This window comes from Streptomyces sp. NPDC051315, assembly GCF_044455165.1.
Taxonomy (GTDB): Bacteria; Actinomycetota; Actinomycetes; order Streptomycetales; family Streptomycetaceae; genus Streptomyces.
Map to the genome: position 1 here is coordinate 157,470 of NZ_JBITEN010000011.1, position 12,740 is coordinate 170,209.

At 70.5% G+C, this 12,740-nt stretch carries 14 protein-coding genes; 5 read left to right on the top strand and 9 right to left on the bottom strand.

Annotated features, from left to right (window positions below):
* Positions 1–119: 119 nt before the first annotated feature.
* Positions 120–962 carry an AbfB domain-containing protein gene (locus tag ACIBBD_RS22095; RefSeq protein WP_399421182.1) on the top strand — a complete coding sequence of 281 codons (843 nt, stop codon included), beginning with the start codon at positions 120–122 and terminating at the stop codon, positions 960–962.
* Positions 963–1,032: 70 nt separating this feature from the next.
* Here the strand turns inward: ACIBBD_RS22095 and ACIBBD_RS22100 are convergent, their stop codons facing one another.
* The 8 genes from ACIBBD_RS22100 to ACIBBD_RS22135 form a co-directional block, all read right to left on the bottom strand.
* On the bottom strand, positions 1,033–1,365 hold the full coding sequence (locus ACIBBD_RS22100; RefSeq protein ID WP_073942328.1) for a metal-sulfur cluster assembly factor: 333 nt from the start codon (positions 1,363–1,365) through the stop codon (positions 1,033–1,035).
* Entirely contained in the window at positions 1,362–1,826 is a 465-nt protein-coding gene (sufU, locus tag ACIBBD_RS22105; protein ID WP_399421183.1) for a Fe-S cluster assembly sulfur transfer protein SufU, read from the bottom strand. Before sufU ends, ACIBBD_RS22100 begins: the two co-directional genes overlap by 4 nt.
* 16 nt (positions 1,827–1,842) lie before the next feature.
* Positions 1,843–3,099, bottom strand: coding sequence for a cysteine desulfurase (locus tag ACIBBD_RS22110; RefSeq protein ID WP_399421184.1), 1,257 nt, complete (start codon positions 3,097–3,099; stop codon positions 1,843–1,845).
* Complete coding sequence (gene sufC / locus ACIBBD_RS22115; protein WP_399421185.1) at positions 3,096–3,860, bottom strand: Fe-S cluster assembly ATPase SufC; 765 nt, start codon at positions 3,858–3,860, stop codon at positions 3,096–3,098. The genes ACIBBD_RS22110 and sufC overlap by 4 nt, the downstream gene beginning before the upstream one ends.
* A 7-nt stretch (positions 3,861–3,867) precedes the next feature.
* Complete coding sequence (locus ACIBBD_RS22120; protein WP_250403840.1) at positions 3,868–4,188, bottom strand: non-heme iron oxygenase ferredoxin subunit; 321 nt, start codon at positions 4,186–4,188, stop codon at positions 3,868–3,870.
* Positions 4,185–5,369 carry a Fe-S cluster assembly protein SufD gene (gene sufD / locus ACIBBD_RS22125; RefSeq protein WP_399421186.1) on the bottom strand — a complete coding sequence of 395 codons (1,185 nt, stop codon included), beginning with the start codon at positions 5,367–5,369 and terminating at the stop codon, positions 4,185–4,187. Before sufD ends, ACIBBD_RS22120 begins: the two co-directional genes overlap by 4 nt.
* 89 nt (positions 5,370–5,458) lie before the next feature.
* Positions 5,459–6,880 carry a Fe-S cluster assembly protein SufB gene (gene sufB, locus ACIBBD_RS22130; protein ID WP_399421187.1) on the bottom strand — a complete coding sequence of 474 codons (1,422 nt, stop codon included), beginning with the start codon at positions 6,878–6,880 and terminating at the stop codon, positions 5,459–5,461.
* Complete coding sequence (locus tag ACIBBD_RS22135; RefSeq protein ID WP_399421189.1) at positions 6,877–7,611, bottom strand: helix-turn-helix transcriptional regulator; 735 nt, start codon at positions 7,609–7,611, stop codon at positions 6,877–6,879. Before ACIBBD_RS22135 ends, sufB begins: the two co-directional genes overlap by 4 nt.
* 173 nt (positions 7,612–7,784) lie before the next feature.
* Between ACIBBD_RS22135 and ACIBBD_RS22140 the strand changes: the two genes are divergently transcribed.
* From ACIBBD_RS22140 to ACIBBD_RS22155, 4 genes are read left to right on the top strand one after another with little or no spacing between them, the layout of a single operon-like run.
* On the top strand, positions 7,785–8,645 hold the full coding sequence (locus ACIBBD_RS22140; RefSeq protein WP_399421190.1) for an aminoglycoside N(3)-acetyltransferase: 861 nt from the start codon (positions 7,785–7,787) through the stop codon (positions 8,643–8,645).
* A gap of 29 nt (positions 8,646–8,674) precedes the next feature.
* Positions 8,675–9,598, top strand: coding sequence for an ABC transporter ATP-binding protein (locus tag ACIBBD_RS22145; RefSeq protein WP_399421191.1), 924 nt, complete (start codon positions 8,675–8,677; stop codon positions 9,596–9,598).
* Positions 9,599–9,648: 50 nt separating this feature from the next.
* The gene (locus ACIBBD_RS22150) at positions 9,649–10,365 is read left to right on the top strand and encodes an ABC transporter permease (RefSeq protein WP_399421310.1); all 717 of its coding nucleotides are present in this window, start codon (positions 9,649–9,651) and stop codon (positions 10,363–10,365) included.
* A 24-nt stretch (positions 10,366–10,389) separates the two neighbouring features.
* Entirely contained in the window at positions 10,390–11,424 is a 1,035-nt protein-coding gene (locus tag ACIBBD_RS22155; RefSeq protein WP_399421192.1) for a heme A synthase, read from the top strand.
* A gap of 120 nt (positions 11,425–11,544) precedes the next feature.
* On the opposite strand, the gene ACIBBD_RS22160 is transcribed toward ACIBBD_RS22155, so the two are convergent.
* Positions 11,545–12,654, bottom strand: coding sequence for an amidohydrolase family protein (locus ACIBBD_RS22160; RefSeq protein WP_399421193.1), 1,110 nt, complete (start codon positions 12,652–12,654; stop codon positions 11,545–11,547).
* Between the last annotated feature and the right edge of the window lie 86 nt (positions 12,655–12,740).

Sequence of the window (12,740 nt, forward strand, 5' to 3'; positions counted from 1 at the left end):
GGAAACCGCTCACTCAAACAGCTACTCGTGAGTCACACGTTCCACTACTGTTTCACCGTTCACATACCGGGCCATCGCAGCCGCGGCCGCCGTCAGGGGCGCCGCGAGAGGAACAGCGCATGCCAGACAACGAGTCCCGGCCTTCCCTGGACCACCCCTGGGAGAACGGTTGGGCCCCGGACACCTCCCGGGCACCCGGAACGCGACGGCTGTGGCTGGCCGGCGCGCTCGCCGTGGCCACCATCGTGGCCTGCGTGACGGCGATCGGCCTCAACGACCAGCCCGCTGACGGGACGTCAGCCGCCGGTCGGGGCCGGACGACGTCCGACAAGGAGACCTCCGCGGGGCTGATCTCCTTCGCCTCCCCCTCCGCGAGCGGATCCCCCACGCCGTCGGCAGGGAGCGGGAGCCCGTCGCCGTCCGCGTCGGCCTCGGTGTCCGCCTCGCCCCGGCCGCAGGGCAGTTCGTCACCGCGTACGTCCGCCCCCGCGTCCGCGCCGACGGCCTCGCCGACCAGGGGGACGTCCGGCTCCGAGCCGGCCGCCGTGCGGCGGTCCGTGCAGTCGGTCAACTACCCCGACCGGTACTGGCATCTGAGCGACGGCTCCGTACGGCTCGACGTGATCGGCTCCGGACGCGAGCAACGGGAGGACTCCACCTTCACGTTGGTCAAGGGCCTCGCCCACTCCTCCTGCCACTCCTTCCGCACCTCGGACGGCACCTATCTGCGCCACCGCAGCTTCGTCCTGGTCAAGGACCGCGACGACGGTTCGGCCCTCTTCCGGCAGGACGCCACCTTCTGCGCCCGCGCCACCTCCTCGGGCGTGATCGCGCTGGAGTCGGTGAACTACCCCGGCCACTTCCTGCGTCACGAGCGCTTCCAGCTGAAGCTGCAGCGCTACGAGCACAACGGCCAGTACGGCGCCGACTCGGCCTTCCGGCTGGTGGAGGGGCTTGCCTGAGCCCCGGTCCGCGACAAGGGGAAAGCGGCGGCACCCGGTGGGTGTCGCCGCTTTCCCGTGTCGGTGGACCTCAGACGTTGAAGCCGAGCGCCCGAAGCTGCTCGCGCCCGTCGTCCGTGATCTTGTCCGGGCCCCACGGCGGCATCCAGACCCAGTTGATGCGCAACTCGCTGACCAGACCGTCCGTGGCGGACTTGGCCTGGTCCTCGATGACGTCCGTCAGCGGGCAGGCCGCGGAGGTCAGGGTCATGTCGACGGTCGCCACATTGGAGTCGTCGATGTGGATGCCGTAGATCAGGCCGAGGTTGACGACGTCGATGCCCAGCTCGGGGTCGACGACGTCCATCAGGGCCTCGCGGAGTTCCTCCTCCGAGGCCGGCTTCATCTCCACGGTCTCGCTCATGCCGTCTTCCTTTCGGCGTCGGCGCCCAGCGCCTGGGCCGTCGCGTCCTTCCACGCCATCCAGCTCAGGAGGGCGCACTTGACCCGGGCCGGGTACTTGGAGACACCGGCGAACGCGACCGCGTCCTCCAGCACCTCCTCCATCGCGTCGTCCGGCTCGATCCGGCCCTTGGACTGCATCAGCTCCAGGAAGGTCTCCTGGATCCTCTGCGCGTCGGACAGGTCCTTGCCGACGAGGAGCTCGTTCAGCACGGACGCGCTCGCCTGGCTGATGGAGCAGCCCTGGCCCTCGTACGAGACGTCCTCGATCGTCGTGCCGTCGTACTTCACGCGCAGAGTGATCTCGTCGCCGCACGTGGGATTGACGTGGTGTACCTCGGCGTCGCCCTCCCGAAGACCACGCCCGTGCGGGTTCTTGTAGTGGTCCAGGATGACTTCCTGGTACATGGAGTCCAGCTTCACCTTGTCAGCACGCCCCTCAGCCGAAGAAGTTCCGTACGTGCTCCAGGCCCTCGACCAGCGCGTCGATCTCGGCAGGCGTGGAGTACAGATAGAACGACGCTCGCGTGGTCGCGGGAATTCCGTAGCGCAGGCAGACGGGTCGGGCGCAGTGGTGACCCACCCGGACAGCGATGCCCTGCTCGTCCAGCACCTGGCCCACGTCGTGCGGGTGGATGTCGCCCAGCGTGAAGGAGATCGCCGCACCCCGGTCCTCGGCCGTGGTCGGGCCGATGATCCTCAGGTCCGGGACCTCCGCCAGCCGCTTCACCGCGTACTCGGTGAGCGCGTGCTCATGGGCGAGGATCCGGTCCATGCCGATCGAGGTCAGGTAGTCGATCGCCGCGCCCAGGCCGACCGCCTGCGCGACCGGCGGCGTGCCCGCCTCGAACTTGTGGGGCGCCGGGGCGTACGTCGACGAGTGCATCGACACGGTCTCGATCATCTCGCCGCCGCCGAGGAACGGGGGCAGGTCCTCGAGGAGCTCCTGCCGGCCCCAGAGGACGCCGATGCCCGTCGGACCGCACATCTTGTGGCCGGTGAAGGCCACGAAGTCGGCCTGGAGGGCCTGGACGTCGAGGGGCATGTGCGGCGCCGCCTGCGAGGCGTCGATCAGGACCAGGGCCCCGACCTCCTGCGCACGGCGCACTATCGCCTCGACCGGGTTGACCGTGCCGAGGATGTTCGACACCAGGACGAAGGAGACGATCTTCGTCTTCTCCGTGATGACCTCGTCGATGTTCGACAGGTCGAGGCGGCCGTCGTCCGTGAGGCCGAACCACTTCAGCTTCGCGCCCGTGCGCTGCGACAGCAGCTGCCAGGGCACGATGTTGGAGTGGTGCTCCATCTCGGTGATGACGATCTCGGTCTCGGAGTCCACGCGGTAGGGCTCGTCGGCCCAGCCCAGCATGTTCGCCACGAGGTTCAGCGACTCGGAGGCGTTCTTGGTGAAGATCACCTCGTCGCGGCTGGGCGCGTTGATGAACTCCGCGACCTTGTCGCGCGCGCCCTCGTACAGCGCCGTGGCCTCCTCGGCGAGGACATGCACACCGCGGTGGACGTTGGCGTTGTACCGCTCGTAGTACTCGCTCAGGGCGTCCAGCACCTGGCGCGGCTTCTGCGAGGTCGCCGCGTTGTCCAGGTACACGAGCTTCCGGTCGTCGTGGACCAGTCGGTCCAGGATGGGGAAGTCCTTGCGGATCGCCTCGGTGTCGAGGAGGCCCGGCAGCTGTGTCACGCGGATGCGCCACCCTTCGTGTATGCCTCGTAGCCCTCGTTCTCCAGCTTGTCGGCGAGCTCCGCGCCGCCGGACTCGACGATGCGACCGCCGGAGAAGACGTGGACGTGGTCGGGCTTGATGTAGCGCAGGATGCGCGTGTAGTGCGTGATCAGCAGGGTGCCGACCTCGCCGGTCTCGCGGACGCGGTTGACGCCCTCGGAGACGACCCGGAGCGCGTCGACGTCGAGGCCGGAGTCGGTCTCGTCGAGGATCGCGACCTTCGGCCTGAGCAGTTCGAGCTGGAGGATCTCGTGGCGCTTCTTCTCACCGCCGGAGAAGCCCTCGTTGACGTTGCGCTCGGCGAAGGCGGGGTCCATGTGGAGACGCTCCATGGCCTCCTTGACCTCCTTCACCCAGGTGCGCAGCTTGGGAGCCTCGCCGCGGATGGCGGTGGCGGAGGTGCGCAGGAAGTTGGAGACCGAGACGCCGGGGACCTCGACCGGGTACTGCATCGCCAGGAAGAGGCCGGCGCGGGCGCGCTCGTCGACGGACATCTCCAGGACGTCCTCGCCGTCGAGGGTGACGGTGCCGCCGGTGATCGTGTACTTCGGGTGGCCCGCGAGGGAGTAGGCGAGGGTCGACTTGCCGGAGCCGTTGGGGCCCATGATGGCGTGCGTCTCGCCCTGCTTCACGGTGAGATCGACACCCTTGAGGATTTCCTTCGTGCCGTTCTCGACCTCGACGGTGACGTGCAGGTCTCGGATTTCAAGCGTTGCCATGGGTGCCTCAGGACTCCTGGGTGAGGGAGACGAGCACGTCGTCCCCTTCGATCTTTACGGGGTATACGGGGACGGGGCGCGTCGCGGGAAGGCCGGACGGCTTGCCGGTGCGGAGGTCGAACGCGGAGCCGTGCAGCCAGCACTCGATCTGGCAGTCCTCCACCTCGCCCTCGGAGAGCGAGACGTTCGCGTGGGAGCAGATGTCGTGGATGGCGAACACCTCCCCCTCGGTACGGACGACCGAGACCGGCGTGCCGTCGAGTTCCACCCGCTTCGGGGTGTCCTCCTCCAGCTCGCTCAGCCCACAGGCGCGTACGAACGACGTCATGCGACCGACGCCTCCAGCTCCTCTTCGATCTTGGCGATCAGGCGGTCCTCGATGTCCTGGACACCGATCTGCTGGACCAGCTCGGCGAAGAAGCCGCGGACCACGAGACGCCGGGCCTCGTGCTCCGGGATGCCGCGGGCCATCAGGTAGAAGAGCTGCTCGTCGTCGAAGCGGCCGGTGGCGGAGGCGTGGCCCGCGCCGACGATCTCGCCCGTCTCGATCTCGAGGTTGGGGACCGAGTCCACGCGCGCGCCGTCCGTGAGGACCAGGTTGCGGTTCATCTCGTAGGTGTCGGTGCCCTCGGCCTTGGCCTCGATGAGCACGTCGCCGATCCACACCGCGTGCGCCGCGTCGCCCTGGAGCGCGCCCTTGTAGACGACGTTCGACTTGCAGTGCGGGGTGTTGTGGGTGACCAGGAGGCGGTGCTCCTGGTGCTGCCCGGCGTCCGTGAAGTACAGGCCGAAGAGCTCGGCCTCGCCACCGGTGCCGGCGTACTCGACGCGCGGGTGCAGACGTACGACGTCGCCGCCGAAGGTGACGACCACGGACTTGAAGGAGGCGTCCCGGCCGACGAGGGCGTTGTGCTGGGCGACGTGGACGGCCTTGTCGTCCCAGTCCTGAACCGAGACGACGGTCAGCTTGGCGCCGTCGCCGAGGATGTAGTCGACGTTGGCGGCGAGCACGGCGTCACCGGTGTGGTCGATGACGACGACGGCCTCGGCGAAGGCGCCCAGCTCGATGACCTGGTGGCCGAAGGCGGTGCCGCCCTGGCCGTGGACGGCGATGCGGATCGGCTCGGTGAGCACCGTCTCCTTGGGGACGGTGACCACGCCGGCCTTCTCGAACGACGAGTAGGCCTGCGCCGCCACGCGGTCCACGGGGGTGCCCGCCCTGCCGAGCCGGGCGTCGTCACGGCCGACGGTCTCGACGACGACACCCGCGGGGGCGTCGACCTCGACCTTCACGCCGTCGCCGGACGCGACGGCGGTGCCGTCGTGCAGTCCGCGCAGGCGCTCCAGCGGGGTGAACCGCCACTCCTCCTCGCGGCCGTGCGGGACGGGGAAGTCCGCCACGTCGAAGGACGGGGGCGCGCTCATGCGCGAGACGACGGTCGACTCAGCGGCGACCGCGATCGAGCCCGCGGTGGTCGACCCCACGGGGATGTTCTGGGCCTCAGCCATGGCTGTCGTGTTGCTCTCTTTCCTACGTCAGTGGAGATCCTCGGCCCGCCCGGAGGGGGCGGGCCGGTGCTGCCGGACGGCGGCGGTCGTCAGCCGACCGCGCCCTCCATCTGCAGCTCGATCAGCCGGTTGAGCTCCAGCGCGTACTCCATCGGCAGCTCCTTCGCGATGGGCTCGACGAAGCCGCGCACGATCATCGCCATCGCCTCGTCCTCGCTCAGACCGCGGCTCATCAGGTAGAAGAGCTGGTCCTCGGAGACCTTGGAGACGGTCGCCTCGTGGCCCATGGACACGTCGTCCTCGCGGACGTCCACGTAGGGGTACGTGTCCGAGCGGGAGATGGTGTCGACGAGCAGCGCGTCGCACAGCACGTTGGACTTGGAGCCCGGGGCACCCTCGCCGATCTCGATGAGACCGCGGTAGGAGGTGCGGCCACCGCCACGCGCCACCGACTTGGAGACGATGTTGGAGGAGGTGTTGGGCGCCATGTGGACCATCTTGGCGCCGGCGTCCTGGTGCTGGCCCTCGCCCGCGAAGGCGATGGAGAGGGTCTCGCCCTTGGCGTGCTCGCCCATCAGGTAGACGGCCGGGTACTTCATCGTCACCTTGGAGCCGATGTTGCCGTCGATCCACTCCATGGTCGCGCCCTCGTAGGCGACGGCGCGCTTGGTGACCAGGTTGTAGACGTTGTTCGACCAGTTCTGGATGGTCGTGTAGCGGCAGCGGGCGTTCTTCTTGACGATGATCTCGACGACCGCGGAGTGCAGCGAGTCCGACTTGTAGATCGGGGCCGTACAACCCTCGACGTAGTGCACGTAGGCACCCTCGTCGACGATGATCAGGGTCCGCTCGAACTGGCCCATGTTCTCCGTGTTGATGCGGAAGTAGGCCTGGAGCGGGATCTCGACGTGCACGCCCTTCGGCACGTAGATGAAGGAGCCGCCGGACCACACCGCGGTGTTCAGGGCCGCGAACTTGTTGTCACCGGCGGGGATGACGGTCCCGAAGTACTCCTTGAAGAGCTCCGGGTGCTCCTTCAGGGCGGTGTCGGTGTCGAGGAAGATGACGCCCTGCTCCTCCAGGTCCTCGCGGATCTGGTGGTAGACGACCTCCGACTCGTACTGGGCCGCGACACCGGCGACGAGGCGCTGCTTCTCCGCCTCGGGGATGCCGAGCTTGTCGTACGTGTTCTTGATGTCCTCGGGCAGGTCCTCCCAGGACTCCGCCTGCTTCTCCGTGGAGCGCACGAAGTACTTGATGTTGTCGAAGTCGATGCCCGACAGGTCCGAGCCCCAGTTCGGCATGGGCTTCTTCTCGAAGAGCTTCAGGCCCTTGAGACGCAGCTTGGTCATCCACTCCGGCTCGGACTTCTTCGAGGAGATGTCCTTGACGACGTCCTCGTTGATGCCGCGCCGCGCAGAGGCACCGGCCGTGTCGGAGTCGGCCCAGCCGTATTCGTACTTGCCCAGGCCCTCGAGTTCGGGGTGAGCAGTCTCCGTGGGGAGAGTCATGCGGGGTTCCTCCCGGCCGTGCTTGCGGATGCGTTGTGGGAAATCTTGGGGATGAACGTCGTGCAGACGCCGTCGCCGTGGGCGATGGTCGCCAGTCGCTGGACGTGCGTTCCGAGCAGCTTGGAGAAGATCTCGGTCTCCGCGTCGCAGAGCTGCGGGAACTTCTCCGCGACGTGGGCGACCGGGCAGTGGTGCTGGCACAGCTGCTCGCCGACCGGTGCGCTGCGCGCCGTAGCAGCGTACCCGTCCGCGCTCAGGGCCTTGGCCAGCGCTTCGGTGCGCTGTTCGGGGGCCGCGGCCTCGATCGCCTGGCGGTACGCGGCGGCCTGCTCGGCGATCCTCGCGCGCGCGAAGGCGACGACGGCCTCGTCCCCGCCGAACTGCTGCTGGATCCAGCGCAGCGCGTCCGCGGCGAGCTTGTCGTACGACTGGTCGAAGGCGTCGCGGCCGCAGTCGGTCAGGGCGAAGACCTTTGCGGGGCGTCCGCGGGTCCGCGCTCCGTACACCCGCTGCTCGCGGGCCTCCACGACGTCGTCGGCGGCCAGCGCGTCGAGGTGCCGGCGTACGGCCGCCTGGGTCAGCCCCAGCCGTCCGGCCAGCTCGGCGACGGTCGACGGCCCGTGGTCCAGGATGGAGCGCGCGACCCGGTTGCGCGTCGAGCGCTCACCGGTCGCTAGCTCCTCCTGAGGGGCCCCCGTGGGGGTCTCCCGAGCCTCGCCGACGTTTTTCACAACGCCATTGTTGCGTAATTCCTCGGAGGCAGGCAAGCCACGTCCGGACGGGCGGACGGTGCCCTGCGTCACTTAGGCATACCTAATCTGACCTGCGGAAACGATCTTCGGTCGATCGGCGCGCCAGGCAAAGCCCTGGCCTGCGGGGCCCGCTTCGACGACACTCCGAAACCATGCCCACACCCCCTCCGACCGGCCCACTTGTCACCCGCGACACCCTCGCCGCCACGCTGCGCCGACTGGGTGTCGAAACGGGAGAAACCCTCCTCGTCCACACCTCGCTCAGCTCCCTCGGCTGGGTCTGCGGAGGCGCCGTCGCGGTCGTACGGGGACTGCTGGACGCCCTCGGCCCGGACGGCACGCTGGTGGTCCCCACCCAGTCCGGCGACCTCTCCGACCCGGCCGTGTGGGGCAACCCGCCCGTGCCACGGGAGTGGTGGGAGACGATCCGCGCCACCATGCCCGCCTACGACCCTCTCGTCACGCCCTCCCGGGGAGTCGGCGTGCTCCCGGAGACCGTCCGCACCTGGCCCGGCGCCCTGCGCAGCGCGCACCCGCAGACGTCGTTCGCGGCGCTCGGTCCCCGTGCCGCGGAGATCGTCGAGGGGCACGCGCCCGACTGCCGGCTCGGCGAGCGCAGCCCGCTGGCCCGGCTGGAGAAGCTGGGCGCGCGGGTCCTGCTGCTGGGCGCGGGGTACGACAGCTGCACCAGCTTCCACCTGGCCGAGTACCGGATCCCGGCCCCGCTCGTCGCGGTCGGCCGCCCGGGCCCGGACGGGCGGTGGGAGGTCGTGACCGAGGTGTCGATCGACTCCGACCGGTTCGACGAGCTCGGCCATGACTTCGAACGGGACCGTCCCGTCGTACGAGGCACGGTGGGCGCGGCCGACACGCGTCTGTTCCCGGTCGCGGACGCGGTGGCCCACGCCGAACGGTGGCTGCCGCTGCACCGGCCCCGCGAGGAGGCAATCGCCCACCCGCCCGCCCGACACCCGGCCGTGCGCCGGGAGTGGTTCCCGCACCCGCCGACCTGAGCCCCCGCCCGCGAACCTAGACTCTGGACATGCGAAGTGAGCCTGTCGTCCGGGTCCAGGCCCTGGTGAAGCGGTACGGGACGAAGACCGCTGTGGACGGCCTCGACCTGACGGCCCGGCCGGGCGTCACCGCCGTCCTCGGCCCCAACGGCGCCGGCAAGACGACGACGATCGAGACCTGCGAGGGGTACCGCAGGCCGGACTCCGGCACCGTGCGGGTCCTCGGCCTCGACCCGGTGCGGCAGGCCCGCGCGCTGCACCCCCGGATCGGCGTGATGCTCCAGTCCGGAGGCGTGTACTCGGGCGCACGGGCCGACGAGATGCTGCGGCACGTCGCCAAACTCCACGCCCGTCCGCTGGACGTGGACGCCCTGATCGAGCGGCTCGGGCTCGGCAGCTGCGGCCGGACGACGTACCGGCGGCTGTCCGGCGGGCAGCAGCAGCGGCTCGCGCTGGCGATGGCCGTCGTGGGCCGCCCCGAGCTGGTGTTCCTGGACGAGCCGACGGCCGGCCTCGACCCGCAGGCCCGGCGCGCCACCTGGGACCTCGTCCGGGACCTGCGCGCCGACGGCGTGTCCGTCATCCTGACCACCCACTACATGGACGAGGCCGAGCAGCTCGCCGACGACGTGGCGATCATCGACGCCGGCCGGGTCATCGCCCAGGGCTCCCCCGAGGAGCTGTGCCGCGGCGGCGCCGAGAACACCCTCCGCTTCACCGGCCGCCCCGGCCTGGACGTCGGCTCCCTGCTCAAGGCCCTGCCCGCGGACTCCTCCGCCGCCGAACTGACGCCGGGCTCCTACCGGGTGACCGGCAAGATCGACCCCCAGTTGCTGGCCACGGTGACCTCGTGGTGCGCACAGCACGGGGTGATGCCGGACCGGATCTCGGTGGAGCGGCACACCCTGGAGGACGTGTTCCTGGAACTGACCGGCAAGGAGCTGCGCTCGTGACCACCCCTGGCACCTACACCCCCGAGCCGGGCGCGGCCCCCCTCCCCCGCATGATCGCGGCCCAGGCGGCGCTGGAGACGAAGATGCTCCTGCGCAACGGCGAGCAGCTGCTGCTCACCGTGGTGATCCCGACGCTGCTGCTGGTGCTGTTCAGCTCGGTGGACATCGTCGACACGGGCACGGGCGAGGCGGTGGACTTCCTCACCCCGGGCGTGCTCGCGCTCGCCGTGATGTCGACCGCGTTCACCGGCCAGGCGATCGCGACCGGCTTCGAGCGCCGGTACGGCGTGCTGAAACGGCTGGCGTCCTCCCCGCTCCCGCGCTGGGGCCTGATGACCGCGAAGACCCTGTCCGTGCTGGTGACGGAGGCCTTGCAGGTGGTCCTGCTGACGGTGATCGCCCTCGCCCTGGGCTGGTCCCCGCAGGGCAACCCCCTCGTCGTCGTCTCCCTGCTGGTCCTGGGCACGGCCGCGTTCTCCGGCCTCGGCCTGCTGATGGCGGGCACGCTGAGGGCGGAGGCGACGCTGGCCGCGGCCAACCTGGTCTTCCTGCTGCTGCTGGTGGGCGGCGGGGTCATCGTGCCGCTGGAGAAGTTCCCCCCGGCCGCGCAGGACGTCCTCGGCCTGCTGCCGATCTCCGCGCTCTCCGACGGGCTGCGGGACGTGCTCCAGCACGGGGCGGGGATGCCCTGGGGCGACCTGGGCGTCCTGGCCGTGTGGGCGGTGGCCGGCCTGGCCGCCGCCGGGCGGTTCTTCCGCTGGGAATGAGCCACCGGCACCCCTCGTGAACGCATGCACAAGCGGCCCCCTACGATGGAACGCGTGCCAAACGTGACCCGCGCCGACGCCGTAGCGGCCGTCCGCAACCCCCTCGCCTTCATCGCCGCCCGCTGGACCCCCACCCCCCGGACGGTCCAGCGGGCGGCGCTCACCGCGCTCGTGATGTCGGTGGTCATCGTGGTCACCGGGGGTGCGGTGCGGCTCACCGGGTCCGGGCTCGGCTGCCCGACCTGGCCGAAGTGCACCGACGACTCCCTCACCGCCACCAGCGCGATGGGCGTCCACGGCGCCATCGAGTTCGGCAACCGCATGCTGACGTACGTGCTGTGCGCGGCGGTCGGCTGGGCGATCATCGCCGCGCGCTCGGAGAAGCCCCAGCGGCGCGGCCTGACCCTGCTGGGCTGGGCCCAGTTCTGGATCGTGATGAGCAACGCGGTCCTCGGCGGGATCGTGGTCCTCGTCGGCCTCAACCCGTACACGGTCGCCGCGCACTTCGTGGCGACGTCCGCGCTGATCGCGGTCGCCACGGTGATGTGGCAGCGCACGCGCGAGGGCGACGCGGCGCCCCGTCCGCTGGTCGGCAGGTCCGTGCAGCAGCTGGTGTGGTGCCTGGTCGCGGCCTCGGTCCTGCTGATCCTGGTCGGCACGGTCGTGACCGGCGCGGGTCCGCACGCGGGCGACTCCAGCGAGGTCGAGCGGATGCCGGTCGACTGGGAGACGGTCAGCAAGGTGCACGCCGTCCTGGCCTGGATCGTGGTGTCGCTCACGTTCGCCCTGTGCTTCGTCCTCAAGGCGATCGACGCCCCCAAGGTCCCGCTCCACCGCACCCGCGAACTGTTCGTCATCCTGCTGTGCCAGGGTGCGGTGGGCTACATCCAGTACTTCACGGACCTTCCCGAAGCTCTGGTCGGCCTCCACATGCTGGGCTCCGCCGTGATGTGGATCTGGATACTGCGGGTGCTCCTGTCGCTGCGTGAACGCCCGCACACCGGCCCTGACATGCCGGTCGCCGCCCCCGGCGACCGTCTGGAGCCCGCTTCGAAGTGACGGGGGCGTGCGCCGCGCGAGGCGGGGACGAACCTCCGGACGCGTGATCGTCGGGTGTGTCCGGTACGGTCCACCCCCGCAGGCGGCGCACGCCTACTGTCCCGATGGTCGGTCCGTTCTTCAGTCACCCAGCGAATACACCCGCCGAGCGTTCCCCGCCGCCACCAGCCCCGCGACCCGCTGCGCGTCCGTCAGCGACCACGCGCCCTCCGCGACCCAGGCGCCCAGGACCCGCCCCAGCGCCTCGCGGAAGAGGCGGGCGCCCACCACGTGCAGTTCGGGCAGCCCCCGGGCGCCGGTGGAGAAGAGGATCTTGCCGAAGGGGGCCAGTTCCAGGATCTCCGCGAGGACCGTCGCCGCGCGGGCGCCGGTGCGTACGAGTGCGGCACCGGAGTCGGCGTAGACGTGCGGGAAGACGCCGGCGAGGTGGGCGGCGTGGCGGTGGTAGGGGTAGCCGTGCAGCAGGACCAGGTCCGTGCCGAGGCCGGCCGTCGCGCGGACGAAGTCCGTCAGCAGGACCGGGTCCGTGCGGTCGATGCGCAGGCCGGGCGCGCCGAGCCCCGCGTGCAGCTGGAGGGGCAGCCCCGAGGCGACGGCCATCCACAGCAGGTGGCGCAGCAGCACCGGGTCGCTCAGTTCGCCGCCGACTCCCCGCGCGGCCAGCCAGCGGCCCGCCGCGCCGCGCACCTCCCCCGGCCCGGGAGGCTCCGGCGCGAGCGCGAGGCCGTGCCGGACACCGGCCACGGAGGTGAAGGCGACGGCGTGGGCGGCGGCGCCGTGCACGGCCGCGGCGAGGTTGGCGAGGAAGGACTCGACGGTGCCGGAGGTGTCGGCGACCTGTTCGGCGAGGAGTTCCAGACGCACGATCTCGCGGGCCTGCGCGCCGCCCGCGGAGGCGATCTCGTCGGGGCCCGTGAGGTCGCCGGGCAGGCCGGTGTCGACGAGGTACGTCGCGATGCCGCTGCCGCGCAGCAGCCGACGGCCCGCCTCCAGCACGCCGAGCTCACGACGCCGGGCGAGATAGCGCGCTGGCGGACAGTGCGGCTCCAGGCCGAGGAGCGGGGGGCACCAGCGGCGTACGGCGAAACCCGTCTGGGTGTCGAAGAGGGTGGTGCCGGGGGCGGGCGGGCCCTCGGTGCGGGCCAGCTGGGTCTCGAAGGTGCCGAGACCCAGCTCCGTTCTCAGGACGCCGTGGCAGTACTGGTCCACCAGGGACGGCGTTTCGATCATCCGGGACCCCCGTCGGCTGGACCGTGTGCTCGGCGTACTCCTCACACGGCCTAACGGGTGAACCCGGTGTCAGGTGTTGCTCAGGT

What these genes read in the sequence shown, in the direction of transcription:
- ACIBBD_RS22150 (WP_399421310.1), top strand. Translation starts at nt 9,649, where the DNA reads ATGATCGCGGCCCAGGCGGCGCTGGAGACGAAGATGCTCCTGCGCAAC.
- ACIBBD_RS22160 (WP_399421193.1), bottom strand. Translation starts at nt 12,654, where the DNA reads ATGATCGAAACGCCGTCCCTGGTGGACCAGTACTGCCACGGCGTCCTG.
- sufB (WP_399421187.1), bottom strand. Translation starts at nt 6,880, where the DNA reads ATGACTCTCCCCACGGAGACTGCTCACCCCGAACTCGAGGGCCTGGGC.
- ACIBBD_RS22155 (WP_399421192.1), top strand. Translation starts at nt 10,390, where the DNA reads ATGCACAAGCGGCCCCCTACGATGGAACGCGTGCCAAACGTGACCCGC.
- ACIBBD_RS22100 (WP_073942328.1), bottom strand. Translation starts at nt 1,365, where the DNA reads ATGAGCGAGACCGTGGAGATGAAGCCGGCCTCGGAGGAGGAACTCCGC.
- sufD (WP_399421186.1), bottom strand. Translation starts at nt 5,369, where the DNA reads ATGGCTGAGGCCCAGAACATCCCCGTGGGGTCGACCACCGCGGGCTCG.
- ACIBBD_RS22145 (WP_399421191.1), top strand. Translation starts at nt 8,675, where the DNA reads ATGCGAAGTGAGCCTGTCGTCCGGGTCCAGGCCCTGGTGAAGCGGTAC.
- ACIBBD_RS22095 (WP_399421182.1), top strand. Translation starts at nt 120, where the DNA reads ATGCCAGACAACGAGTCCCGGCCTTCCCTGGACCACCCCTGGGAGAAC.
- sufC (WP_399421185.1), bottom strand. Translation starts at nt 3,860, where the DNA reads ATGGCAACGCTTGAAATCCGAGACCTGCACGTCACCGTCGAGGTCGAG.
- ACIBBD_RS22140 (WP_399421190.1), top strand. Translation starts at nt 7,785, where the DNA reads ATGCCCACACCCCCTCCGACCGGCCCACTTGTCACCCGCGACACCCTC.
- ACIBBD_RS22120 (WP_250403840.1), bottom strand. Translation starts at nt 4,188, where the DNA reads ATGACGTCGTTCGTACGCGCCTGTGGGCTGAGCGAGCTGGAGGAGGAC.